Source organism: Methanoculleus chikugoensis (assembly GCF_900095385.1).
GTDB lineage: Archaea > Halobacteriota > Methanomicrobia > Methanomicrobiales > Methanoculleaceae > Methanoculleus > Methanoculleus chikugoensis_A.
Genome location: NZ_FMID01000004.1, coordinates 118,150 through 141,652 on the forward strand (window position 1 = coordinate 118,150; position 23,503 = coordinate 141,652).

General features: G+C 64.7%; 24 protein-coding genes. 16 read left to right on the forward strand and 8 right to left on the reverse strand.

All coding sequences use genetic code 11. The features are described 5' to 3' along the window. Window positions 1-240 precede the first annotated feature (240 nt). From L21_RS00980 to L21_RS00990, 3 genes are all read left to right on the forward strand, one after another. Window positions 241-756, forward strand: coding sequence for a DJ-1/PfpI/YhbO family deglycase/protease (locus tag L21_RS00980; protein WP_074368631.1), 516 nt, complete (start codon window positions 241-243; stop codon window positions 754-756). Further along, a complete protein-coding gene (locus L21_RS00985) occupies window positions 750-1,463 on the forward strand; it encodes a dolichyl-phosphate beta-glucosyltransferase (protein WP_074368632.1) in 714 nt (237 codons plus the stop codon). The genes L21_RS00980 and L21_RS00985 overlap by 7 nt, the downstream gene beginning before the upstream one ends. A 79-nt stretch (window positions 1,464-1,542) precedes the next feature. Further along, on the forward strand, window positions 1,543-2,496 hold the full coding sequence (locus L21_RS00990; RefSeq protein ID WP_074368633.1) for an HD domain-containing protein: 954 nt from the start codon (window positions 1,543-1,545) through the stop codon (window positions 2,494-2,496). Window positions 2,497-2,631: 135 nt separating this feature from the next. On the opposite strand, the gene L21_RS00995 is transcribed toward L21_RS00990, so the two are convergent. Continuing rightward, window positions 2,632-2,781: a YHS domain-containing protein gene (locus L21_RS00995; RefSeq protein ID WP_074368634.1), complete on the reverse strand. Its 150-nt coding sequence runs from the start codon at window positions 2,779-2,781 to the stop codon at window positions 2,632-2,634. After that, a complete protein-coding gene (locus tag L21_RS01000) occupies window positions 2,771-5,236 on the reverse strand; it encodes a heavy metal translocating P-type ATPase (RefSeq protein ID WP_074368635.1) in 2,466 nt (821 codons plus the stop codon). The genes L21_RS00995 and L21_RS01000 overlap by 11 nt, the downstream gene beginning before the upstream one ends. Before the next feature lie 166 nt (window positions 5,237-5,402). Between L21_RS01000 and L21_RS01005 the strand changes: the two genes are divergently transcribed. After that, window positions 5,403-6,233 carry a HEAT repeat domain-containing protein gene (locus L21_RS01005; protein ID WP_074368636.1) on the forward strand — a complete coding sequence of 277 codons (831 nt, stop codon included), beginning with the start codon at window positions 5,403-5,405 and terminating at the stop codon, window positions 6,231-6,233. 759 nt (window positions 6,234-6,992) lie between these two features. After that, window positions 6,993-7,925 (forward strand): HEAT repeat domain-containing protein, encoded by a 933-nt coding sequence (locus L21_RS01010; protein ID WP_074368637.1) that lies wholly within the window; start codon window positions 6,993-6,995, stop codon window positions 7,923-7,925. Between the two features lie 61 nt (window positions 7,926-7,986). Here L21_RS01010 and hisD read toward each other — a convergent pair whose 3' ends face one another. Beyond that, on the reverse strand, window positions 7,987-9,237 hold the full coding sequence (gene hisD, locus L21_RS01015; RefSeq protein ID WP_074368638.1) for a histidinol dehydrogenase: 1,251 nt from the start codon (window positions 9,235-9,237) through the stop codon (window positions 7,987-7,989). A 157-nt stretch (window positions 9,238-9,394) separates the two neighbouring features. Here hisD and L21_RS01020 point away from each other — a divergent pair, with 157 nt between their 5' ends. The 7 genes from L21_RS01020 (at window position 9,395) to L21_RS01050 (ending at window position 16,473) form a co-directional block, all read left to right on the forward strand. Next, window positions 9,395-10,327: an ABC transporter substrate-binding protein gene (locus L21_RS01020; RefSeq protein WP_074368639.1), complete on the forward strand. Its 933-nt coding sequence runs from the start codon at window positions 9,395-9,397 to the stop codon at window positions 10,325-10,327. A 145-nt stretch (window positions 10,328-10,472) separates the two neighbouring features. Continuing rightward, on the forward strand, window positions 10,473-11,438 hold the full coding sequence (locus L21_RS01025) for an ABC transporter substrate-binding protein (protein ID WP_074368640.1): 966 nt from the start codon (window positions 10,473-10,475) through the stop codon (window positions 11,436-11,438). 55 nt (window positions 11,439-11,493) lie between these two features. Next, window positions 11,494-12,189 carry an ABC transporter permease gene (locus L21_RS01030; protein WP_074368641.1) on the forward strand — a complete coding sequence of 232 codons (696 nt, stop codon included), beginning with the start codon at window positions 11,494-11,496 and terminating at the stop codon, window positions 12,187-12,189. Between the two features lie 4 nt (window positions 12,190-12,193). After that, entirely contained in the window at window positions 12,194-13,279 is a 1,086-nt protein-coding gene (locus L21_RS01035) for an ABC transporter ATP-binding protein (protein WP_074368642.1), read from the forward strand. Between the two features lie 123 nt (window positions 13,280-13,402). Further along, complete coding sequence (wtpA, locus tag L21_RS01040) at window positions 13,403-14,470, forward strand: tungstate ABC transporter substrate-binding protein WtpA (protein WP_074368643.1); 1,068 nt, start codon at window positions 13,403-13,405, stop codon at window positions 14,468-14,470. Window positions 14,471-14,507: 37 nt separating this feature from the next. Further along, window positions 14,508-15,419 (forward strand): ABC transporter permease, encoded by a 912-nt coding sequence (locus L21_RS01045; RefSeq protein ID WP_256711847.1) that lies wholly within the window; start codon window positions 14,508-14,510, stop codon window positions 15,417-15,419. Continuing rightward, a complete protein-coding gene (locus tag L21_RS01050) occupies window positions 15,406-16,473 on the forward strand; it encodes an ABC transporter ATP-binding protein (RefSeq protein WP_074368644.1) in 1,068 nt (355 codons plus the stop codon). Before L21_RS01045 ends, L21_RS01050 begins: the two co-directional genes overlap by 14 nt. Here L21_RS01050 and L21_RS01055 read toward each other — a convergent pair. Beyond that, the gene (locus tag L21_RS01055) at window positions 16,454-16,708 is read right to left on the reverse strand and encodes a SemiSWEET family sugar transporter (protein ID WP_074368645.1); all 255 of its coding nucleotides are present in this window, start codon (window positions 16,706-16,708) and stop codon (window positions 16,454-16,456) included. The genes L21_RS01050 and L21_RS01055 overlap by 20 nt on opposite strands. A 316-nt stretch (window positions 16,709-17,024) precedes the next feature. Continuing rightward, window positions 17,025-18,158 carry a putative sulfate/molybdate transporter gene (locus tag L21_RS01060; RefSeq protein ID WP_074368646.1) on the reverse strand — a complete coding sequence of 378 codons (1,134 nt, stop codon included), beginning with the start codon at window positions 18,156-18,158 and terminating at the stop codon, window positions 17,025-17,027. Window positions 18,159-18,392: 234 nt separating this feature from the next. Here L21_RS01060 and tsaA point away from each other — a divergent pair, with 234 nt between their 5' ends. Next, window positions 18,393-19,016, forward strand: a complete 624-nt coding sequence (tsaA, locus tag L21_RS01065; protein WP_305954458.1) for a tRNA (N6-threonylcarbamoyladenosine(37)-N6)-methyltransferase TrmO — start codon at window positions 18,393-18,395, stop codon at window positions 19,014-19,016. A gap of 57 nt (window positions 19,017-19,073) precedes the next feature. Here the strand turns inward: tsaA and L21_RS13515 are convergent, their stop codons facing one another. Genes L21_RS13515 through L21_RS01080 form a run of 3 tightly spaced genes read right to left on the reverse strand, consistent with a single transcriptional unit; the run spans window position 19,074 to window position 20,767 of the window. Further along, on the reverse strand, window positions 19,074-20,099 hold the full coding sequence (locus L21_RS13515; RefSeq protein ID WP_083608679.1) for a mechanosensitive ion channel family protein: 1,026 nt from the start codon (window positions 20,097-20,099) through the stop codon (window positions 19,074-19,076). Between the two features lie 31 nt (window positions 20,100-20,130). Further along, entirely contained in the window at window positions 20,131-20,484 is a 354-nt protein-coding gene (locus L21_RS01075; RefSeq protein ID WP_074368647.1) for a hypothetical protein, read from the reverse strand. A gap of 49 nt (window positions 20,485-20,533) precedes the next feature. Continuing rightward, complete coding sequence (locus L21_RS01080) at window positions 20,534-20,767, reverse strand: hypothetical protein (RefSeq protein WP_074368648.1); 234 nt, start codon at window positions 20,765-20,767, stop codon at window positions 20,534-20,536. Window positions 20,768-20,860: 93 nt separating this feature from the next. On the opposite strand from L21_RS01080, the gene L21_RS01085 reads away from it, so the two are divergent. From L21_RS01085 to L21_RS01095, 3 genes are all read left to right on the forward strand, one after another. After that, complete coding sequence (locus L21_RS01085; RefSeq protein ID WP_074368649.1) at window positions 20,861-21,667, forward strand: amino acid kinase family protein; 807 nt, start codon at window positions 20,861-20,863, stop codon at window positions 21,665-21,667. 89 nt (window positions 21,668-21,756) lie between these two features. Continuing rightward, window positions 21,757-22,455 (forward strand): ABC transporter substrate-binding protein, encoded by a 699-nt coding sequence (locus L21_RS01090; protein ID WP_074368650.1) that lies wholly within the window; start codon window positions 21,757-21,759, stop codon window positions 22,453-22,455. A gap of 124 nt (window positions 22,456-22,579) precedes the next feature. Continuing rightward, window positions 22,580-23,503: an ABC transporter substrate-binding protein gene (locus L21_RS01095; protein ID WP_074368685.1), complete on the forward strand. Its 924-nt coding sequence runs from the start codon at window positions 22,580-22,582 to the stop codon at window positions 23,501-23,503.

Consider the following 23,503-nt stretch of genomic DNA (forward strand, 5'->3'; position numbering starts at 1 on the left):
ACCCCGGGAACAGGCCTCTACTCCGTACCGGGGACGGCCCGATCCGGATGAGTGACCGGGCCTCCGGCAGAGCCTTCGGATCTCACGGTGCCGCGGGGTCTGCACTTCAATGGCGCAATTATTATAATAATCTTGTTTAAAAACACGGCCCGGATCTTCCCGGGCATTCTCTCCGGGGGGCACGACCCCGCTCCACAACCATCAATACGCTTATGAACAAATCCCTGATAGAAGACGCGTATGAAACTCTTGCTTGCGATTGCACCGGAACGGTTCAGAGACGAGGAACTGGAGATCCCGAGACGCACCTTCGAGGAGGCGGGGATCGGCGCCGACATCGCCTCTACGGTCGCCGGCACGTGCACGGGGATGCTCGGGGGCGCCGCGGAGGCGACCATGACGTTTGATGACGCAAAGAGCGACGACTACGCCGGGATCGTGATCGTGGGCGGCAGCGGCTCGGAGGAGCACCTCTGGGGAAGCGAGCGGCTCCGGGAACTCACCAGGTCGTTCTTCGAGCAGGGCAAGGTCGTCGCCGCCATCTGCCTTGCGCCGGTCGTGCTGGCACGGGCGGGCATCCTCGCCGGGAGGCAGGCGACGGTATACCCGAGCCCGGCGGCTGTCGCGGAGATGAAGAAGGCGGGAGCGAACTTCCTTGAGATCCCCGTCGTCGCCGACATGCAGGTCGTGACCGCGAACGGCCCCGCCGCCGCCGCACAGTTCGCCGACACCATCATCACGAAACTGGAATGCTAGACGATACCGGTAACGGCGGCGTGAGCCCGGCGGACTGCACCCTGGTGATCCCCGCATACAACGAAGAGCGGCGGATCCGGTCGCTCCTCGAGGACGTCTCGGGCTTCAAGGGCGATCTCGTCTTCGTCTGCGACGGGACCGATGCCACAGCAGAGATCGTCGGTGCGTTTGCGGACGCTCACCCGTCGCTCTCCATCCGGTGCCTGACCTACCCGGCCCGGCTCGGGAAAGGGGGAGGCGTCGTCGCCGGGATGGAGGCGGCGGAAACACCCTTCGTCGGCTACATGGACGCGGACGGTTCGACCGCGCTCTCCGAGATGGAGCGGCTCTTCGACCGTCTCGCAACCGCCGACGGCGCCATCGGGTCGCGCTGGGTTCCGGGATCGGTCCTCCCCGTGCGGCAGGGGTTCCGTCGCCGGGTCGAGAGCCGTCTCTTCAACCTCATGGCCAGGGCGCTCTTCGGGCTCGATTACCGGGATACCCAGTGCGGCGCAAAGGTCTTCCGGAAGGATGCTCTTGAGGAGGTTCTCCCCTCGATCCGGTCGACCGGGTTCGAGTTCGACGTCGAACTCCTCTGGCGGTTGCGCCGGAGCAGCTACCGGGTGGAGGAGGTCCCGATCACCTGGGAGAACCGGGACGAGTCGAAGGTGGCGACGACGGACGTGAAGGCGATGCTGCTCGGGATGATCCGGCTCCGGTTCGGGTAGTCCGCCTCCCCCTCTCCTCCTGGAACAGATCGCCGGGTTTTAAGCCTCTTTACGTGGATGGAATCCTGACGGTGATCCAGTGCTTGAGAAGACGATCTTCGTGGAAGAACTGAGCGGGAGCGTCCAGGTCGACGCGCCCTTCGTGGTGGACGCCGCAGAACTCCGGGAGAAGCGGGGCGGCAAATACATTCAACTCGTCATCTCCGACAGGACCGGGCGAGGGACCTGCAAGGTCTGGGGGACGCCGGATCTCAGTGTGGAGCAGATCGAGGGGTTCTGCCGCGCTATCCGGCCCGGCGAGGTCTACCGCATCCGGGGATATGCGAAGGAGTTCAACGGCACCTGCGAGGTGAACGTGAACGACGGGATCGCGAACCTCGCGGACCCTATCCGGGGAGACCTTCTCGACCCGTCCTGGTTTGTCCATGCACCCGCGGACGACGACGGAGTCCGGCGGGGACTCGGGCGTATGGCCGCCCAGATCGAGGACCCCGGCATATTCTCCCTCGTATCACGGGTGATGAACGATACGCCCGGGTTCTTTGAGGTTCCCGCGGCCAAACGCCGCCATCACGACTATATGGGAGGCCTTGCGGAGCACACCCTCGAGACCGCGGAGATTGCGGCGAACCTCGCGGGCAGCGTCTCGCGGGCGGAGATGGATACCGACATCCTCCTCGCCGGAGCACTCCTCCACGACATCGGCAAAGCGTCCTGCTTCTGCCGTCGGGGTTTCTCGTTCGTCGCGCTCCCCGACTACACCCTCGTCGGGCATACGGCGATCGGGGCCGCGGCGCTGATGAAGTACTCCGCCGGCGTCGATCCCGCACGGTTCGCGCACATCCTCCATATCGTGATGTCGCACCACGGCCCCCACGGCGAGGTCCAGCCCCGGACGCCCGAGGCCTGGGCGGTTCACTTCGCTGACAACGCAAGCGCCACCCTCCGGAGTGTCTGCGACGACGCGAGCGCCCTTAACCCGGGAGAGGAGCGGCAGGGAGCGCGGACGCGGCAGATGGTCTACCGGTTCTGAAGGGCACACACCGATATAAACTATATGATGCTATACCAAAAATAACGGTTTTTAGGGGTTAGATCTAAGAATATCCTATTATTCTCTGAGTATAAGGGGTTTGTGATCCGCAGGGGAGGACCCTAGGTGACGAACTCACGCCCCCTTCAGGTACGCCTCCGGGTCGCGCTCGAAGAGTTTCTTGCAGCCCGGGGCGCAGAAGTAGTAGGTCTTGCCCTTATACTCGGACGTGAACTTCGCCGTCGCCTCATCGACGTCCATCTTGCATACGGGATCAACTGCCATAAGTATCGACCTCCGACAGGATCCCTCTCTTCACCGGAGGTATATATGTCTTGAGCAGCAGCGAGAGCGAGACGACCGTCACCGACGAGAGGGCCATCGCGAGCGCCGCGTACTCCGGCCGGAAGGTGATGCCGAAGAAGGGGTAGAGCACGCCTGCCGCGAGGGGGATGAGGGCGGAGTTGTAGGCGAACGCCCAGAAGAGGTTCTGCTTGATCCGGCTCATCACCTTCCGGGAGAGTTCGACGGCCGCGACGGCGTCGACGAGGTCGTCCCGGACGAGGACGATATCCCCGCTCTCGATGGCGACGTCGGTTCCACTCCCGATGGCGATCCCGACGTCCGCCTGCGCAAGCGCCGGGGCGTCGTTGATCCCGTCGCCGACGAAGGCCACGACCTCGCCCTGCACCTGGAGGGCCCGGACCTCTTCGGCCTTCTCCTGCGGCAGCACCCCGGCGTGGACGTCCGTGATACCGACCTCGCGGGCGATGGCGTTCGCCGTCCGCTCGTTGTCACCGGTGATCATCATGACGGAGAGGCCCATCCGTTTCAGTTCCGCGACGGCGGTCCGCGTCGTCGGTTTGAGGGTATCGGCGATGGCGAGAATGCCCGCGAGTTCGCCCCCTATGGCGACGAGCACCGCGGTCTTCCCCACGTCCTGAAACACGGTCACCCGCATCCCGGCCTTCGGCGGGACGGCGATGCCGCGCTCCTCAAGGAAGGGCTGGTTCCCGATCAGGACCTCCTCCCCCTCCACGACAGCGCTGACCCCCAGGCCGCCGAAGGTGTTGAATCGCTCCGACGCCGGGATACCGACCCCGGCGCTCTCTGCCCGCCGGACGACCGCTGCCCCGAGCGGGTGCTGGGAGTTCTTCTCGACCGCCGCGGCGACCGATAACAGCCGGTCCTCCGGAACCCCGAACGCGACGACGTCGGTGACGTCGGGTTTCCCCCGGGTGAGCGTCCCCGTCTTGTCGAAGACGATCGCGGTCAGTTTCTCCGAGACCTCGAGCGCCTCGCCGTTCCTGATCAGCAGTCCGAGTTCGGCGCCCCGGCCGATCCCGACGGTCACGGCGGTCGGGGTGGCAAGGCCGAGCGCGCAGGGACAGGCGACGACCAGGACGGATATCAGCACCGTGAGCGCAAAGAGGAGCGACGAACCGAGCCCCACGTACCAGACGAGGAAGGCGGCAATCGCTATCGCGAGAATGACCGGGATGAAGTAGGAGACCGCGACGTCGGCGATCCGCTCCACCGGGGGCCGTGAACCCTGGGCGTCCCGGACGAGCCTGATGATCTGCGATAACACCATATCTTTCCCGACCTTCTCCGCCCGGACCCGGAGGACCCCGTTCACGTTCAGGGTGCCGCCGACGACCCCGTCGCCCTCCCGCCTGTCGGTCGGGATGGGCTCGCCGGTGATCATCGACTCGTCGACGGAACTCTCGCCGCCGACGACCGTCCCGTCCACCGGCACCTTCTCCCCCGGCCGGACCAGGAGCACGTCGCCGACGACGACCTCCTCGATCCCGACCTCGACCTCCCGGCCGTCCCGGATAACCGTCGCGGTCTTCGGCCGGAGGCCGATCAGGTTCTTGATGGCTTCAGACGTCCGCCCCTTCGCCCGGGCTTCGAGGTACCGCCCGAGCGTCAGGAACGAGGCAAGCATCACGGCGGTCTCGTAGAAGTTGAACTCCGGGGTGAGGACGATCCCGAAGGTGCCGAGAAGGCTTGCGCCGTATGCGACGCCGATCCCCATCGCGTACATGACGTCCATCGTCAGCGCCCGGTTCCGGAGCGCGGCGGCCGCGGCCCTGAAGATGGGGGCGCTGACGTAGAGGAAGACCGGCAGGGTGATGACGAGCATGACGAGGTTCACGGAGACCGGGAGGGCGGCCGCCCCCGGCATCCCGAGGAGCATGTAGACGAAGAGCGGGATGCTCACCGCAAAGCCGACGGTCAGCCGCCGGAACTTGTCCCGGAGGTCTTCCTCGCGCATCCGGGTCTCGACGTCCCCGGTGACCTCCTCCTCGAGGCCGAGGTACTGGTAGCCGGCGTCCTCGACGGCGGCGCGGATATCCGCAGTCGTGACGAGCGCGGGGCTGTAGACGACGTGTGCATTCTCGTTTGCGAGGTTGACCCGGGCATCGTAGACCCCGTCGAGATCGCCGAGCGATGCCTCGATCACCTGGGCGCAGGAGGCGCAGACCATCCCGCCGATCCTGACGGTGACCTCGTTCCTTACGACCTCGTAACCGACGTTCGTGACCGTCCGTTCAAGATCCGCGAGGGTGGCCTTCGACGGGTCGTACTCGACGACGGCGGTCTCGTTTGCGAGGTTGACCCGGGCGTCATAGACGTCGTCCCGGCCCTGGAGAGCGCGTTCCACGTTGAGGGCGCAGGACGCACAGTGCATCCCGGAGATCTTCAGTTCCGCCTTTCTCTTCTGCTCCGGCATGTTATTCTCCTCGCTCTGCGCAGATAAAATACCTGCTCTCACCTGCCCGCCTTCGCGCACCCCCTCCCGGGAGAGGCCGGATTCTCAATACGGCACATCTCGATTTTTATGCACGACATTTTTATATTCTTGACCGATTATACCGCCCCATCCTGAGGTGATTGTGATGCAGAGAAGGGACATTCCAGCAGGGGAGAAGCAGTACGATATCGAGCATACGGCATCGAGAGAGGATGTCGACGCCGGTCCCGGCGGAGGCGGTGATGCCCCCCCGCCCGATATCGAGCATACGGCATCGAGAGAGGATGTCGACAGCCTGATCGAGACGCTGCAGAGCGGCGATCCGACCGCACGCCGGACCGCCGCCCTCAACCTCGGCGCGCTCGGGGAGTGGCGGGCGGTGGACCCCCTCATCCGGGCGCTCAACGATCCGGTGCAGGACGTCCGGGAGGGGGCGGCAAACGCGCTCGTCATGGTCGGAACACCGGCGGTCGAACCGCTGATCGGCCTCCTCGACCGTCCCGGAGTCGGGGTGCCACGGGAGCCGACCGGCCATGGCCTCACCCAGATCGACCTCCTCGGCGGGCCCGAGGGGATACCACCCGAGAAAAGGAGGCTCCAGCACGGGAGCGAGATCACCCAGCACGATCTCTTCGGGGGGCCGGCGGATCTCGGGACGAGAAAGAATCTCCGGCACCGCGAACTCGCCCAGCACGATCTCCTCGGCGGCCCGGAGGACGCAAGGGAGCACGAACGACTCTTTCCCGGAGCGAGGAGGGCCGGCGTCGTGCCGGAAGGGGTCAGCCCCGGCACGGCGCTGCGCCGGGCCTACGCCGCCATCATCCTCGGGGAGATCGCCGACCCGCGGGCGGAAGGAGCGCTCGACCGGGCGCTCTCTGATGCCGACCCCCGGGTCCGGAGGGGGGCGGAGGACGGGATGGCGCGGTTCCGGCAGAAGCAGGGTTCGGCGACCCCCGTTCCACCGGTATCCCGGTGATGCCGGAGCGAACCACTCTTTTCTTTTTGGCATGCCGGGAGCATCTTCGGACCAGAGGGCCCTCGTGGGGGTGGTAGAGCCGGGGTATATATGGGTGGACCTCATAAGTTAGACACCTTAGGCGCCCCGGGTGCAGCCATGACCCTGAACTCCGGGAGAGGCATACCGCCTCTTCGGAGCACTCTGACGCGGGTCTTCACATTCCTGACTGTACAAGAGAGCAGCCGCCGGGCACAGATCTATTCCGGGCGTGACGATATGCCGCGCAAGGGGGTCGGCCCGGCGGGCAGTCTCTACCACCCCGGGGAAAGACTGCCCCATCGTTCTCTTACGAGTTTTGCCGATGCTGGCAGTTGCCTATCCTGAACAGCGAGCCCGGAGGAGACACGGGATCTCTTTGCCGGGTTCAAGAGAGTTATACCATGACAGCAGAAACAACCGGAAACTACGCCATCTATTACTGTGGCAAATGCCATCACCGATGGGAAGGAGAATCTACCAGTGGACCCGTCAAATGTCCGATATGTCGAAACTACAGCACCATAGGACGCACGGAACCGAGACGTTGGCGGAGGTAGTGACAGGCGTTGCCTTGAGCCCCGGATGCCATGTGCGACCGGAATTGCACGCGCCTTACCCCCTCTCTCTTTTGAAGATCGCCCCGCCAGAGTTGAACGCCTCTCAGAACAGGGTCTTTGGATGCCTCCCGAGAGGCATCTTGCGCAAGTTATTATATCGACCCTTCGCCATACACCGGCCATGGAGGCGAAAAGATTGGCACAAGAGAGACGGTTCAACATCGATCGCCTGCGGGCCGAGGAGGACGTAGACGGCCTGGTCGAGGCGATCGAGAGCGATGACGGCCTGACCCGTCAGCGGGCCGCCCTGGCGCTCGGGGACTTCGGCGGTGCCGAAGCGGTCGGGCCGCTCATCCGGGCGCTTGGCGACCCGCTGACGGCGGTGCGGGAGGCGGCGGCGGACTCGCTCACGCTGCTCGGGAGCCCGGCGGTCGGGCCGCTGGTCGAACTCCTCGATGACCCCGAAGCGTCGGGGAGGTACGACGAGCCGGGGGCCGCCGCCGGCCCGACGACCGTGACCGGCCCCGGGGGCCGGACCTGGGAGGTCGCGACCGGGAGGGATCTCCGGCGGGTCTACGCGGCCGCCATCCTCGGTGAGATCAACGATCCTGCCGCGGTCGAGCCCCTCGCCCGGGCGCTCAAGGATGCAAGCGATGACCTCCGGTGCCAGGCGTCCGGGGCGCTTGCAAAGTTCGAGAGCAGGGCGGTGGAGCCGCTCATGGCGATGCTCGCCGATGCGGACCCGGACGTCCGGATCGTCGCGGCGGGGGTCCTCGGCGATACCGGCAACCCGGCTGCGGTCGAGCCCCTCATCGGGGCGCTCCGGGACGAGAACGACGATGTCCGGGGGGCGGCGGGAGGCGCCCTCTTTCGGATGGGCGATGCCGCGGTCGAGCCGCTGATCGCGGCGACGAAGGACGCCGACAGGAACGTCCGGCTCTATGCGGCGGGAGCGCTCAAGTACATCGGCAACCCGCGGGCAATCGAGGCGTTGCAGCGCCTCGCCGGGAGCGCCGATGCGGAGGAGAGAAGCGTTGCAGAGGACGCAATCGAGGCTATCCGGATGGTCCGCGGGGAGGCTGCACCGGAGCCGTCGCCGCCGACCTCCCGATAACGTATCTTTTTCAGGAGATTCCCGGCTCGAATCCCTTCGGTCGTAGCGAAAAAAAGGTCTTTTATCCCCTTCTCCTTACCCGCACCGACTCCGCGTGGGCGTGGAGCCCCTCCGCGTCGGCGATCGTCTCCACCACGTCGCCGATGGCCTCGAGCCCCTCCCGCGTGATCACCTGCACCGTCGAGCGCCGGCAGAAGTGGTTCACGTCGAGGCCGGAGTAGAGGCTCGCATAGCCTGCCGTCGGGAGGACGTGGTTCGTCCCCGATGCATAATCGCCGCAGGCAACCGCCGCGTAGGGGCCGACGAAGATCGACCCGGCGCTCCGGATCCGGTTCAGGACGGAGAGCGGGTCGGCGACCTGGATTGAGAGGTGCTCGGGGGCGATCCCGTCGACGGTCGCTACCGCCTCATCGAGGTCGGCGGCGACGATGTAGCCGGAGTGCTCAAGCGCCTTTGCGATGATATCCCCGCGCTGTGCGCCCGCTACCATCCGCTTCACCTCGGCACCGACCCGTCCGGCCAGGGCCGCGTCGGTCGTCACGAGGACGCAGGCGGCGTTCGGGTCGTGCTCGGCCTGGGCAAGGATATCGGCCGCGACGAACGTCGGGTTCGCCGTCTCGTCCGCGAGGATCGCGATCTCGCTCGGCCCCGCCGGAAAGTCGATCTCGGCTGCGTCGCGGAGAAGCATCTTCGCCGCGGTGACGTAGACGTTCCCCGGGCCGACGATCTTCTCCACCCGCGGGATAGACTCCGTCCCGAGCGCCATTGCCGCGATCGCCTGGGCGCCGCCGATCCGGTAGATCTCGTCGACCCCGGCGATGTCGAGCGCGACGAGGGTGATCGGATTTACCGGCGGCGGGGTGCAGCAGCAGATCTCTCGGACTCCTGCGACCTTCGCCGGGATCGTGCACATCAGCGCCGTCGAGGGGTATGCCGCCCGCCCGCCGGGGATATAGGCGCCGATCCGGGATAGGGGCGTCGTCTTGACCCCGAGCGTGATCCCCGGCTCCACCTCCTGCAGCCAGAGGTCGCGCCCGCGCTGCAGTTCATGGAACCGGCTGATCCGCTCTTCCGCCTCCACGAGGCTCGCGACCAGCTGCGGGTCCACCTCGTCGTAGGCCGCCTCCCGCTCCTCCTCGGTGACGGCGAACTCAGCCAGATCGATCCCGTCGAACTTCTTCGTCAGGTCGATGAGGGCGGCGTCACCCTCTGAGCGCACCCTCCCGATGATCTCGGAGACCGGCCCCTTCACCCGGTCGAGGTCCGACCGCCGTCCCGCGATCCAGGTCCCGATATCCAGCGCCTGCCACATGAGGAAGAGGGTCGGCGGGGAGGAGCGTTAAGGTTTCGCCACCCTCCGGGGGAATGCCTCTCCTCCGGAGGGCGGGTGTGCAGAAGAGATTGACATCCTTAATTTTGTAATTATTATAATAACGTATAAATATAAACCCGGCTGAGTGCGTCCCCGCATGAGATCGAGAACGTGGGTGCCCCTCCTGGGCATCATGGTAGTGCTGCTCGCCTCCTGTGCCGTCTCCGTTACAGCACAGGAGGCAGCGGATCCGGGTACACTCCGGATAGCAACGACGACGAGCCTCTACGATACGGGGCTTCTCGACGAACTTGAACTGATGTACGAGAACACCTCCGACGTGGACGTGCAGATCACCGCCCAGGGCACCGGACAGTCGCTCGATACCGCGCGACGCGGCGACGTCGACCTGGTGCTCGTCCATTCGCCGTCGCTTGAGCAGGAGTTCATCGACGAAGGCTACGGCATCAACGAGCGGTGCTTCGCCTACAACAACTTCCTCATCGTCGGGCCCGAGTCCGACCCGGCGAGGATCGCGAACATGACCCCGGTCGAGGCCTTCCAGGCGATCTATGCTGCCGGCACGAACGACACCGAGGGCGTGGCGTTCGTCTCCCGTGGTGACGATTCCGGGACTCACACCCGCGAGAAGGAGATCTGGACGGCGGCCGGCTACAATTACACCCAGGAGATCCAGGACTCCGGGAACTGGTATCTCGAGACCGGGAGCGGCATGGGCGAGACCCTGACCATCGCCAACCAGAGGGAAGCCTACACCCTCTCCGACATCGGGACGTACCTTGCCTTCCAGAGCCAGTTGAACCTCGTGCAGCTGGTGACGGAGGGCGACCAACTCATGAACCGCTACAGCGCAATTGCGGTCAACCCCGAGATGGCGCAGGGCGTCAACATCGATGAGGCGAACAACTTCATCGATTGGATCACCACGAACGAGACCAAGGAGTACATCGGGAACTTCGGCGTCGAAGAGTTCGGCCAGCCGCTCTTTGTGCCCCTTTACCCACCGGAATGCACGGAGCCGCCGTTCAACTGCACCTCCTGCTCGGGAGAGACGAACACTACGGCGTGAACAGCACGGGTCCCTGCCGCCTGCACGGAGAACCGGCAGGCGGCGGCCCGGGTGGGAGCGCTCTCCGGGGGGGCGAGGGACGGATCGTTAACCCCGGGGACACCGTTAACTATTTAATACCGGTCAATCATCCTGACGCGTTGTTATGAGAACGAATACGACTCTTCTGACGGCAGGCATCATCGCGGTCCTGCTCATCCTTGCCCTCTGTGCGGGATGCACGGGGACGGCGCCGGACGGGAACGCGACACCGAACGCCACGACCGCTCCCCCCGGCGGGGCGAACGTCGTGCGGATCGCCACCACGACAAGCCTTGAGAACACCGGGCTCCTCGCGGAGCTCGAACGGGTCTACGAGAACGAGACCGGGGTCGACCTCCAGTTCATCTCCCAGGGCACCGGCCAGTCCATCGACTCCGGCAGGCGCGGCGACGTCGATCTCGTCCTCGTCCACGCCCCGGACCTTGAGCAGCAGTTCATCGACGACGGCTTCGGGATCAACCCGCGGTGCATCGCCTACAACTACTTCATCATCGTCGGCCCCGAATCTGACCCGGCGGGGATCGCGAACATGAGCCCGGTGGAGGCCTTCCAGGCGATCTATACCGCCGGCACGAACCAGACGGCGGGCGTCGCCTTCGTCTCCCGCGGCGACAACTCCGGGACCCACAACCAGGAGAAGGTGCTCTGGGAAGAGGCGGGCTACGACTACGAGGCCGATGTCCTTGACGCCGGGGCCTGGTACGTCGAGGCCGGCAAGGGGATGGGCGACACCCTGATCCTCGCAAACGAGCAGCAGGCATACACCCTCTCCGATGAGGGGACCTATCTCTCGTTTGCAGACCGGCTCGATCTCGTCCCGGTCGTCGCCGAGGGCGCGGAACTCCTCAACCGCTACAGCGCGATTGCCGTCAACCCCGAGCAGCACGCGGAGGTGAACGCCGAAGGTGCCGCGGACTTCATCAACTGGCTCACCTCGGACGAGACGAAGGAGATGATCGGGGAGTTCGGCACCGAGGAGTTCGGTAAACCGCTCTTCACGCCGCTTTACGCACCCGAGTGCACGGAGCCGCCGTTCAACTGCACCTGCGCGGAGCCGGTACCCACGTAAGCATCACGAGCAGGGCGGGGAGCGAGGTGACAGGGAGCCTGGAGGGTGAGTTCGCGTGGTGAACGGGAACCCGATCGTCGAGGGGTTCATCGAGGCCATCGAGCTCATCATCGCCCTCGACCCGCAGGTGGTCGAGATCACCATCCGCTCGCTCTACGTCTCCCTCACCGCCACCTTCTTTGCCGCGCTGATCGCCCTGCCGCTCGGGGCGCTGATCTACTTCTACGAGTTCCGGGGGAAGCATGCGGTGGTCTCCACGCTGCAGACGCTGTATGCGCTCCCGACGGTCATCGTCGGCCTGGTCATGTTCCTGTTCCTCTCAAACATCGGCCCCTTCGGGTTCCTCCGCCTCCTCTACACCCCCGGCGGCATGATCGTCACCCAGACGGTTCTCATCATACCGCTCCTGATGGGGCTGACGGTCTCGGCGCTCTCCGGGATCGACCGGGACAAGCGCTACACGATCACCGCACTCGGCGCGAGCAGGCTCCAGACGGTCATGACGATCATATCGGAGGCACGGTTCGCGGTCATGGCCGGCGTCCTCCTCGGGTTCGGGCGGGCGATCGCCGAGGTGGGGTCGGTGATGATCGTCGGGGGGAACATCCGGGGCGCCACCCGCGTCCTCACCACGGCGATCACGCTCAACACGTCGATGGCGAACTACTCCCTCTCGATCGCACTCGGGATCATCCTCCTCTCGGTGGCGCTCGGGGTGAATCTCGCGCTATCCCTGGTGCAGAGGCGGTGACGGTATGGCAATCATAGAGGCACACGGCATACGGAAGTCCTACGGCAGCCTCCTGGCCCTGCACGATGTCGACCTCGCGGTTGAAGAAGGAGAGATCCTGGCACTCATCGGTCCGAGCGGTTCCGGGAAGAGCACGCTTCTCCGCGTCCTCGACCTGATCGAGCCCGCAAACGAGGGAGAACTTTCGATCTTCGGCATCGATGTGGTCGCAGAGCGCGGCCGGTGGCTCGACCTCCGCCGCCGGATGGGAATGCTCTTTCAGCGGCCGATCGTCTTCAACGCATCCGTCTACGACAACGTCGCGATGGGGCTCCGGTACCGGCGGGCCTCCGGCGACGAGATCGACCGGAGGGTGAATGAGGCCCTCGAAGCCGTCGGGCTCTCCCGCTACACGAGGAGCCGGGCGACCGATCTCTCCGGCGGCGAGCAGCAGCGGGTGGCGTTATCGAGGGTGCTCGTGACCGACCCGGAGGTCCTCTTCCTGGACGAGCCGACCGCAAATCTGGACCCGACATCGACTGCGACCATCGAGGAGATCGTGATGCGGCTCAACCGCGAAGCCGGGATGACCGTCCTCATAAGCACCCACGACCTCGCGCAGGGGCAGCGGCTCGCCCACCGCGTCGGGGTGATGATCGAGGGGACGATCGCCCAGACGGGGCCGTCCAGCGATGTATTCCGCGCACCGAAGGACCGGAGGATCGCCCGGTTCGTGGGCGTCCAGAACATCATCCCCGGCCGGGTCGTCTCCCGGACCGAGGGGCTCACCACGGTGGAGGCGGGCGGGAGGCAGATCCTCTCGGCGACCCCGCCGCCCGCCGACAAAGTCGAGATAGTCATCCGGGGCGAAGACGTCTCCCTGCACCGGAGGGAACCCATGCACGAGGAGGCGGAGAACCTCTTCCCGGCCATGCTCACCCGTATCGAACCTGCGGCGCCGTTTGTGAACGTGACGGTCCACTGCGGGTGCGATCTCGTCGCACTGGTGACGGCAAGGCGGGCGGATGCCCTCGGGCTTCGTGAGGGGGTGGGGGTCTGGATCTCCCTCCAGGCGAAGGCGGTCCACCTCATCCCCCTGACCGGACACTGAACTGGTATCAGGGCACCTTCCCGAGGCAAATGCACTGAATTAGCCCAAAATATTAACATATTTGCCTTAATTTCTTGCAGGAAAGGATAGTTTTAACAATCGATTGCCCTAAAAAGCTATTTCATGAAACAAACGAATTTAATGGCTTTTATCGCCCTCATCATCGCTGTCGCGGTCCTGTTCTGCGGCTGCACGGGGACGACTGAAGATCCGGCGACGACCCCCACACCGACGGCAACCGCCGCCGAAGACGTCCAGGTAAAGGTCTTCCATGCCGGGAGCCTGACCGGACCGTTTGAGAAGGTCAAAGCAGAATTCGAAGCCGAACATCCCGGCGTCACCGTGCTCCTCGAGCCCGCCGGCAGTGTCGACTGCATCAAGAAGATCACCGAGAACGGCAAGCCCGCCGACGTCCTCGCCTCCGCCGACTACGCCCTCATCCCGGAGATGATGCTGCCCGATCACGCCGACTGGTACCTGACGTTTGCGAAGAACCGGATGGTGCTCACCTACACGAACGAGAGTAAGTACGCCGACGAGATTGCCGCCGAGAACTGGTACGAGGTCCTCGACCGCGACGGCGTCCGGTGGGGCTTCTCCGACCCGAACTCCGACCCCTGCGGCTACCGCACCCCGATGGTGATCCAGCTCGCCGAGACCTACTACAAGAACGACCGGATCTTTGAGACCCTTGTCAGCGAGCACAGCGCGATCACCGTCACCGAAGAGAACGGCACCTACACCATCCACGCCGCCGACCCGAAGCCCGACAGCACCACCCTGACAATCCGGCCTAAGAGCGTCGAGTTAGTCCAGATGGTTCAGGCCGGCGGACTTGACTACGCCTGGGAGTACCGGAGCGTTGCCGTGCAGAACGACCTTCTGTTCATCGAGCTCCCCGAGGAGATCGACCTCTCGGCCGTCGCATTTGCGGATAACTACGCGACCGTCCAGACCGAGGCGAAGAAGGGCGACGGCACGACACTTTATACCGGCTCCCCCATCGTCTACGGCGTGACCGTCCCGAAGATCGCGGAGCACCCCGACCTCGGCGTTGCGTTCGTCGAGATGTTGATCGGCGCTACCGGCCAGGAGATCCTCGAGCGCGATGGCCAGCCCCCGATCGTCCCCGCGGACGGTTACGGCACCGTTCCGGCCGAGCTCCAGTCGCTCGTTACGGTCAACCCCTGACCTCTCTCTTTTTCCCAAAACAGGCTTTCTGTGAAGCGTGCATAACCAGTACAACACGATCACGAAGATGAAGACCGAAACGCTCTCAACCGAACCCCTCCCGGCAGGCGAGGAGGCGAACGTTACCCGCTGGAACGAGTATCGGGGGCGGTATCTCGACTGGTGCATCGTCGGGTTCTGCATTATGGGCGCGGCGATCGTCGGGATAACGGTGCTTGCCATCGCCAACATCACGATGACGGAACTCGCCGACCCGGCCCATCTCCTCAAGGTCGCAGCGTCATCGGAGGTGATCGGGTCTATCCTCCTCACGTTCGGCGCGGGGGCGAGCGCCGTCATCCTCCTCATCCTCTTCGGGACACCGCTTGCCTACGTTCTCGCCCGGGCCCGTCCCTCGCGGCTCAAGGGTGCCGTCGAGAGCATCGTCGACATCCCGCTCATCCTGCCGCACACGGTGGCGGGCCTGCTCGTCTACCTCCTCTTCATGCGCCGGGGATGGCTCGGCGCGCCGCTCTCGGAGATCGGGCTTGCGTTCGAGGACGCGCTCCCGGGAACGATCATCGCGATGCTCTTCGTCGCCTCGCCGTTCTACGTCAACTCCATGCGGGAAGGGTTTGAGAAGGTGCCGGTCCACCTGGAGAACGTCGCCCGCACGCTCGGGGCGGGCACCTTCACGGCGTTTTGGACGGTCACCCTCCCCTTAAGCCTCCGGCACATGTACAGCGGGGCCATCCTCGCCTGGGGGAGGGCGATCGGGGAGTTCGCCGGCGTCATCATGATCGCCTACTACCCGTTCATCATATCGACGCTGATCTACTACTCATTCACGACGGACGGCATCCACACGAGCAGGAGCATCGCGTTTACGGTCATCCTGGTCAGTTTCGGAGTATTCTACCTCCTGCGAAGGATGACCCGGTACTTAGGGAGGTACGATGATAGAGTTTGACCGTGTATCGCTCGCACTCGGCTCGTTCCGCTTAAACGACGTCAGCCTGAGGATCGGGAAGGGCGACTACTACTTCATCGTCGGGCCGTCGGGGGCGGGAAAGACGGTGCTCCTCGAAGCTATCGCCGGGCTTCACCGGCCGGAGAGCGGCCGCGTCCTCCTCCGGGGCGAAGAGATCACCGCTCTCCCCCCGGAGATGCGGAAGGTTGCCCTCGTCTACCAGGACTACTCGCTCTTCCCGAACATGCGGGTCATCGAGAACGTCTCCTACGGTCTCCGGGTGCAGGGGATGCGGAAGAAGGAGGCCCGGGCCGAGGTCGCCCCTCTCCTCGAACGGTTCGGGATCGCTCACCTCGCCAACCGGTATCCGGGGACGCTCTCCGGCGGGGAGCAGCAGCGGGTGGCGCTTGCACGGGCCGTCGCGGTGAAACCCGACATCCTCCTCCTCGACGAACCGCTCTCGGCCCTCGATCCCGTCACGCAGGAGAAGTTCATCGCCGACCTCAAGCGGCTTCATCGGGAGGACGGGCTCACCGTCGTCCAGGTGAGCCATTCGCGCCGGGAGGCGCATCTCCTCGCCACCTGGATGGCGGTGATCATCGACGGGGCGCTCGTGGACGAGGGAGAGGCCGGTGTCGTGCTGAACGCGCCGAGGAGCCGGGAGGTCGCGTCGTTCGTCGGGGTCGAGAACATCCTGGACGGAACGGTGACGGCAAACGAGGACGGGCTCGCGACGGTGGACGTCGGCGGACTGGTCTTCGAGGCGGTGACGGACGCCGCCGCGGGTGAGGAGGTCACGCTCTGCATCCGGGCCGACGACGTCGTCCTCGCCGTCGGGAATGACCGGCGCACCAGCGCCCGAAACAGGATGTCCCGGACGGTCGTCTCGGTCGCGGAGAACGGCCCCGTCGCCGAGGTGCGGGTTGACGCGGGCGTCATGCTCACCGCGGTCCTGACCCGGCGGTCGGTGCAGGAACTCGGCCTCGTTCCGGGAGCGTCCGTCACCCTCTCCGTGAAGGCGACGGCGATCCACGTCATCCACTCTTCTTCTTGATCGAGAGGATCAGGCCGACGAGGACGGCCGTTACCCCGTTCGCCGCGATGATGGCGATATCTCCTCTCACCACCCCGTAGGCGAGCCAGAGCAGGACGCCGGAGAGGAGGACGACGAGCATACCAAGCGAGAGGTCGGCGGTCGACCGCGTCCGCCACGCCCGGACGACCTGCGGCGCGAACGCGAGCGTCGTGAGCGTGCCGGCGAGAAGACCGAGTAAGGTGACGGTGTCCATCTTCGCCCGGGTCTTACGCCGGAGAGGATAAAACCTGGCCCGGTTCGCCGGCTGGTTACGTATCGCCAAGCGTTGCCCGCAGTCTTCCTCGCGGGTGGGGTGGGGGCTACAGGTATCCGGGATAGGTTGAGACAGGCCCCTCCCCGATGGCGATACCCCCACGGTCCAGTGTACGGGGAGCGCCCGGAAAAGAATCATTTCCGGCTTTCCAGAGGGTATCGCCATGACTGCCCCCGCCCCTTGGGGGCGGGGGAGGAGGCCGAAGGCTGGGTGGGGTGGGGGTTACAGATCTCCGGAAGGATAAGGCCGCGGCCCATCAACTCCGGGATGCTCTCCCCTTCCCCCACCGCTCCAGCGCATATGCAAGGACCATCCCGACGATGAACGCGACGGTGAGACCGACCACGAGGGTGAGGACGGCGATGACCCCCGTGACCAGGTAAGACTCCGTCTTCGCGCTGTGCTTCCCGAGTTCGAGCGCCACGAAGACCAGGAGCGCGCCGAAGATCCCCAGGGGGATGAGGGTCAGGACCTCCGGCGGGGCAAACGCGACGGCGAAGATGAGGATGAAGATCCCGGCGACGATGTTCGCCCCGCCGGTCCTCGCGCCGAACCGGTACATCGCCGCGAGCCCCCCGGCGCCGTGGCACATCGGAAACCCGCCGAGCGGCGTCGAGACGAGGTTCATCGCCCCGATCGTCCGGGAGAGCCGGTCGGGATCGACGCCCTTCTTCGGGAAGAGGTCGTAGGTGAGGAGGGACGTCGCGAGGATGGCGTTTGCTATCGTGAGCGGCACCTGCGGGAGGACGAGGTCCCAGGTGCCGGCGATGAAGTCCGACGGCATCGGGAGGACGAGGGCGGGGAGGGGCATCAGGCGGAACGGCGGCATCCCCTGCGCGGCGATCCCGACGGCAAGCCCGATGATGAGGACGAGGAGGGCGGAGATGTCCGGGATCCGGGTGCGCTGCGACGCGATAAAGAAGGCAACGATGACCGCGATCGCGAGCACTGCAACGAGCGGGTCGGCGACGATGTAGCCGAGCGACGTCCGGAGGAGGAGGAGCGCAAGCCCGGCCTGCACGCCGCGGATGACGCTTCTCGGGATCCGGTCCTCAAGCCAGGCCATCCCGCCGACGAGGCCGATCGCGAGGAAGAGCACCCCGACGATGATCCCCGAGGCCACGATCTCGCCAGCACAGAGTCCTTCCGCGATGACGACGGCCCCAATCGCCTTCATCGGCTCGATGGGGATGGGAAGGCGGTAGTAGAGCCCGGTGATGATGAACCAGGCGGCGACGAAGAGGAAGAAGTGGCTGACGTTCACGTCGGGGCAGACGATCGCGACGCCGAGCAGGATGGGGAATATGGTGCCGAAGTCGCCGACCGCTCCGGCGATCTCCTCGAGGGTGATCCGGATACCCCGTTCCTCCGTTCCGCTGTTCTCCGCCATACGCACTCTCCTTCTATGTCTCCTCTCCTTTTTGGGGGTTTTGGAAGGATGCTTCCCCATCATAAATGTTGTCGATATACTTTTTCAGCAGCTGCGTCAGGGTAAACTGCAGAAGTTATCATTGTGGTGAATGTAAACGCTTATTTTGCTCTATCGAGTAATAATCCCTATGAAAGCGCACCACCCTTCCGTTCTTCCACCGTTTTTTACGGCAACTATCGCTTCTTCGTACAGGTGCACCGGAACCGCGCCCGATACGCCGGAAACTGCCGGAACTGCGGAATCCGAACCGCTCGCCTCCATTACCTCGACGGGGATGAGACCCTGACGGGGCACAAGGAGCATGAACCCATGGAGACCGCCACCTACCGGATCATCGGGACCATCCGATCGCCGTTCACCGACGGGGACACCACACCCATCCAGAGCATCTTCTCTGAAGCAGAGGGGGCGATCGAGGTCGCTCCCGGGTACGCCGACGGGCTGGAGGGGCTCGATGGGTTCTCCCACATCTACCTCCTCTACCACTTTCACCGGGTAAACGGGTTTTCCCTGCGCCAGCGTCCGTTCGCCGACGGCAGCAGGGAACGCGGGATCTTTGCCATACGCCACTGCAACCGCCCGAACCCGATCGGGATCTCCCTCGTCGAGGTCATCGCCGTCGAAGGCAACACCGTCCGGGTCCGCGGGATCGACGTGCTGGACGGCACGCCGCTCCTCGACATCAAGCCCTACGTCCGCCAGTTCGACCACCGCGACGAGGTCAGGAGCGGCTGGGTCGACGCGCGGCGCATCGAGGAGGTGAAGGTCCGGAGTTTCTCGCCAAAGGATCTCCGGGAGTATGAAGAGTCCGCGTGAGGACTCGCGGCCTTCGGCGGCCCGCGTCTACCCTTTTTCCTAAAGCGACGAAGCCCGTCACACCGGGTTCTCCGGCGCGGGCCCCTTCTCCGGTTTCTTTGCTTCAAGGAGGTCTTCGGCCTTCAGCCGCCCGATGACGGCATCGAGATACCCGGAGACGATCCGGTCTCTCTCGGGGATCTCCCGGATCCAGACCCGCACCGTCAGCCGGACCCACTCCTCCCTGATCGACGTGACCTGTACCTTCGGCTCGAAGATCGCAAGGCCGATATGGGGGAGGTCGGAGGAGAGGCGCCCGATGTAGGGGAGGTCGAAGAGGCTCTGGACCGCTGAGCGTTCGGCCGGCTCGACGTGGGGCAGGATTCGGGGATGGTCGCGGGCTGCCGCGAGGGCGATCTCCTGCACCCGCCCAAGATCCGCGGTGAGCGGGACGGTGAGCGGGATCGCGATCTCCTGCACCCGCCCAAGATCCGCGGTGACCGGGACGGTGAGCGGGATCGCGATCTCCTGCACCCGCCCAAGATCCGCGGTGACCGGGACGGTGAGCGGGATCGCGATCTCCTGGAGCCCGGCGCGGGAGTAGTTGATGACCTTTGAGGTGATGATGTTCGAGTTCGGGGTGAGGATCAGACCGCCGTCGAGCCCCTGGAGGATCGTCGTCGTGAACGAGATATCATGCACCTTGCACAGCCCCGTCGACGGCATCTCCCCGACGACGATCCACTCTTCGAGCTGGACCGGGCGGTTGATGGTGATCAGGATGCCGGCAAGGACGTTCTGGGTGATCTGGGTCGACGAGACGGCCACGATGATGCCGAGGATCCCGAGCGATGCGGCAACAGCCGTGAGATCGAAGTCGAGGAGGTAGCGCGCGCTCGCGTAGACCCCGCAGATGATGACGGCGTACTGCAGGATGGCCGCCGCCCACTTGGCCGTTCCCGGGGAGGTGCGCCCGTCGAGTGCCTGCCGGAGAAGCATGTAGGCGAGGTTACCGAGGAAGAGAAACACGACAAGAGCGAGGAGGAACGCAAAGAATGCATCAAGGGGCACCCCGCCGATGAGGGCCGGATCGCTCGTCTGCATATAGAGTGAGGTGGGTGGGCGGGCGGGAGAGTTAATCCCTCTCATACCCGCCGGAGCGCGCCTGGAGCACCGGAAAGACCGCAGCGCCGAGGATCTCTTCTGCGCGCTCCGGGTAGCGCTCCGCCATGATCGAGAGGAGCCGCTGTGTCCCCGCGGCCGTGGTGGAGATCCCGACCCGCTCGGCCCGGCGGATCAGCCCGTCGCGCTCCATCTCCCCGAACCGGGGGAGGACGTAGTAGTGCGGGATCCCGAGGTGCTCGGCAAGTTTCCGGGTCGTCGGGAAACGGAACGAGACGCCCTCCGGGGAGAAACTGAGGGTTACGCACCGGTCATCCAGGAGAAGGATCCTCGCGGCCGCCTCAAAGATATCGTCGTGTGTGGACATCCGATCGTACCAGTAGTCGCGCCCGGCGGAAAAAAAGAGGTCGGTTCGGTTACGCTGCTTCCGCCTTCATTTCGCCGCGCTCTTCCTCGGGCATCCCCTCGAGGTAGACGATCTCGGCGCCGATGTCCTTTGCAATCTGTTCGAGTTCGACCTTCCTGAAGTGGGTCCCCTCCACCTTCAGGTGCTTTTCTTCGCCCTGCTCTTCGACGACGGCGACAACGCGGAACCGGGGCTGCTTCACGCCGGTACCGACTTTCTGGCGTTCTCGTGCGTAGATCTTCATTACTTCTTCACCCCACAACCAATTGGTATATCAGCAGATATACCACGAAGACACTTAATACTTACGCCCACATATGCTATGAGGAGACTAACCATGGCAGAGCGATTCGAGATGGGATCGAGACTCAAGGGCGAGAGCCTGGTCCGGCGGAGCCTGCTCCGCGAGACCGGGGAGGTCCGGCAGATCCGGATCATGCCGGACTTAAACGTTGTCAAGATCGGCGGCCACGGCGTCATCGATTACGGGCGGGAGGTCGTTCATCCGCTGATGGAGGAGATCGGCGAACTCTCCCGGGACCACAAGATCCTGGTCGCCACCGGCGGCGGCGCCCGGGTCCGGCACATCCTCGACGTCGGGATCGATCTCGGGATGCCGACGGGGGTGCTCGCGGAACTCGCGGGCAAGATCAGCGAGCAGAACGCGACCATGATCTCGCTCCTCCTCTCGAAATACAACGGCACCCGGATCCAGACCGGCGACCTCCTGGACCTCCCCTCGCTCATATCCCTCGGTATGCTCCCGGTCGTCCAGGGCACCCCGCCCTACGGGCTCTACGAGCACCCGCCGAAACTCGGGAGCATCCCGCCGCACCGGACGGATACCGGCGCCTTCCTGATGGCGGAGGTCGTCGGCGGAAAGAACTGCATCCTCGGGAAGAACGTGGATGGGCTCTATGTGGAGAACCCGTTCGTGAACCCCGACGCCGAGTTCATCGCGGAGATCACGGCCGACGAACTCCTGGAGATGCAGCTCGAGGATATGGTTCTCGAACCGATGGCGGTCGAACTCCTCCGTGACGCCGTCCACATCAGAGAGATCAAGGTGGTAAACGCCCACGTCCCCGGCAATATCGCGAAGGCCGTCAACGGGGAGCGGGTCGGCACCATCATCCGGGCGTGACGGCCGCCCCGGATCAACCATTTTCCATTAACTCCGGAGAAGTCTTCTTTAGCGTTGCGCGCAGATCTTTACAGCACACGAGCGATTCCATGACTCTCTACCTCGGCATTGACGACACCGACACCCGCGAGTCCCGGGGGACCGGACGGCTCGCCCGCACGATTGCAGCAGAACTCGCCCGGTCGTATACGGTGACGGGGGTGACCCGTCACCAGCTCTTTGTCCATCCCGCCGTGCCCTACACCACCCATAACAGCTCCGCGGTCATCCACATCCGGGAGGAGGAGCGCGGGACCGCGGCCGACGTCTTCGCGACGGCAAGGGAGATGATGCTCGCCGACTTCATCGAGGGGAGCGACCCGGGCATCTGCGTCGCCGCCGGCCCCGGGATCAACGGCGACCTCTCCCGCTTCGGGTTCGCCGCGAAGACGAGCATCGTGACGCAGGATGAGGCGCGAAAGCTCGCCCGCGAGGCCGGAATCCTCCTCGAAGGGCTCGGCGGCACCGAAGACGGCGTCATCGGCGCACTTGCCGGGGTCGGGCTTGCGGCATCGGGGAATGACGGCCGGTTCGTCCAGAAGGGAACGACCCGCGACCTCCGCGGCACCCAGACGGTCGCCGCGATCCTCGCCTCCGGCGTCGACCGGGTGATGACCATGGGCGGCGCAGTGCTCGAAGAAGGTGTCGTTACTCTGCGGAAATTCCCGAAGCCCGCCTGCATCGGGGGGAAGGCGATCCTCTACGTCGAGGCGGACGGCGAAGCGTATCGGGATATCGTGGTGGGGTGAAGATCGAATCAACAACATCCCCTTAACCCCGGCAAATATAAAATCCATTAAGTATATCAAGTTTCCATTAACACAAAACACATCTACTTAAATGCACGTATCGCGATATATCAATCTGATCATCATGCACAGACGAATTATTTTTGCTGTTGCGGCCGTCATGGTCGCCCTCATGCTGATCTGCGGCTGTACCGGGACGACAACCGACCCGACACCCGTAGAGAAGCAGCAACTCCGTATCGCCACGACGACCAGCCTTTACGACACCAAGCTCCTCGACCACATCACGCCGATCTTCGAGGAGAAGTACAACGCCGAGGTGCTGATCGTCTCCGCCGGAACCGGCAAAGCGATCGAGTATGGGCAGCGGGGCGATGTGGACGTCCTGATGGTGCACGACCGTGCGCGTGAAGACGCCTTCATCGCCGACGGCTACGGCATCAACCGGCGCGTCTTCGCCTACAACTACTTCGTCCTCGTCGGGCCCGAGTCCGACCCGGCAGAGATCAAGGGCATGCAGCCCGAAGCGGCGTTCACCGCCATCCGCGAGAAGGGAATGGCCGGTGAGGATGTCGTCTTCGTCTCGCGCGGCGACGCGTCGGGCACGCACTCCAAGGAGAAGGCTATCTGGAAGGGCGCCGGGTTCAACTACTCGACGGATGTACAGGGCTCCGGGGACTGGTACCAGGAGGCCGGAACAGGCATGGGCGCGACCCTTACGCTGACAAATGAGAAGCAGGCTTACACCCTCTCCGACATCGGCACCTACCTCGCCTACAAGGGCGACCTCGATCTCGTAGCGCTCGTCGACGAGGGCGATATCCTGCTCAACGTCTACTGCGCGATGGAGATCAATCCCGAGAAGTACCCCGACACCAACACCACCGTCGCGAAGGACTGGGTCAACTTCCTGATCTCCGACGATATCCAGAAGGAGATTGCATCCTTCGGTGTCGACCAGTACGGCCAGCCGCTCTTCTACGCCGCCCAGGACGACTGGGAGAAGATCGGCGTGACCGAGGCTGAAGTGAAGGATCCGATCGCCTGA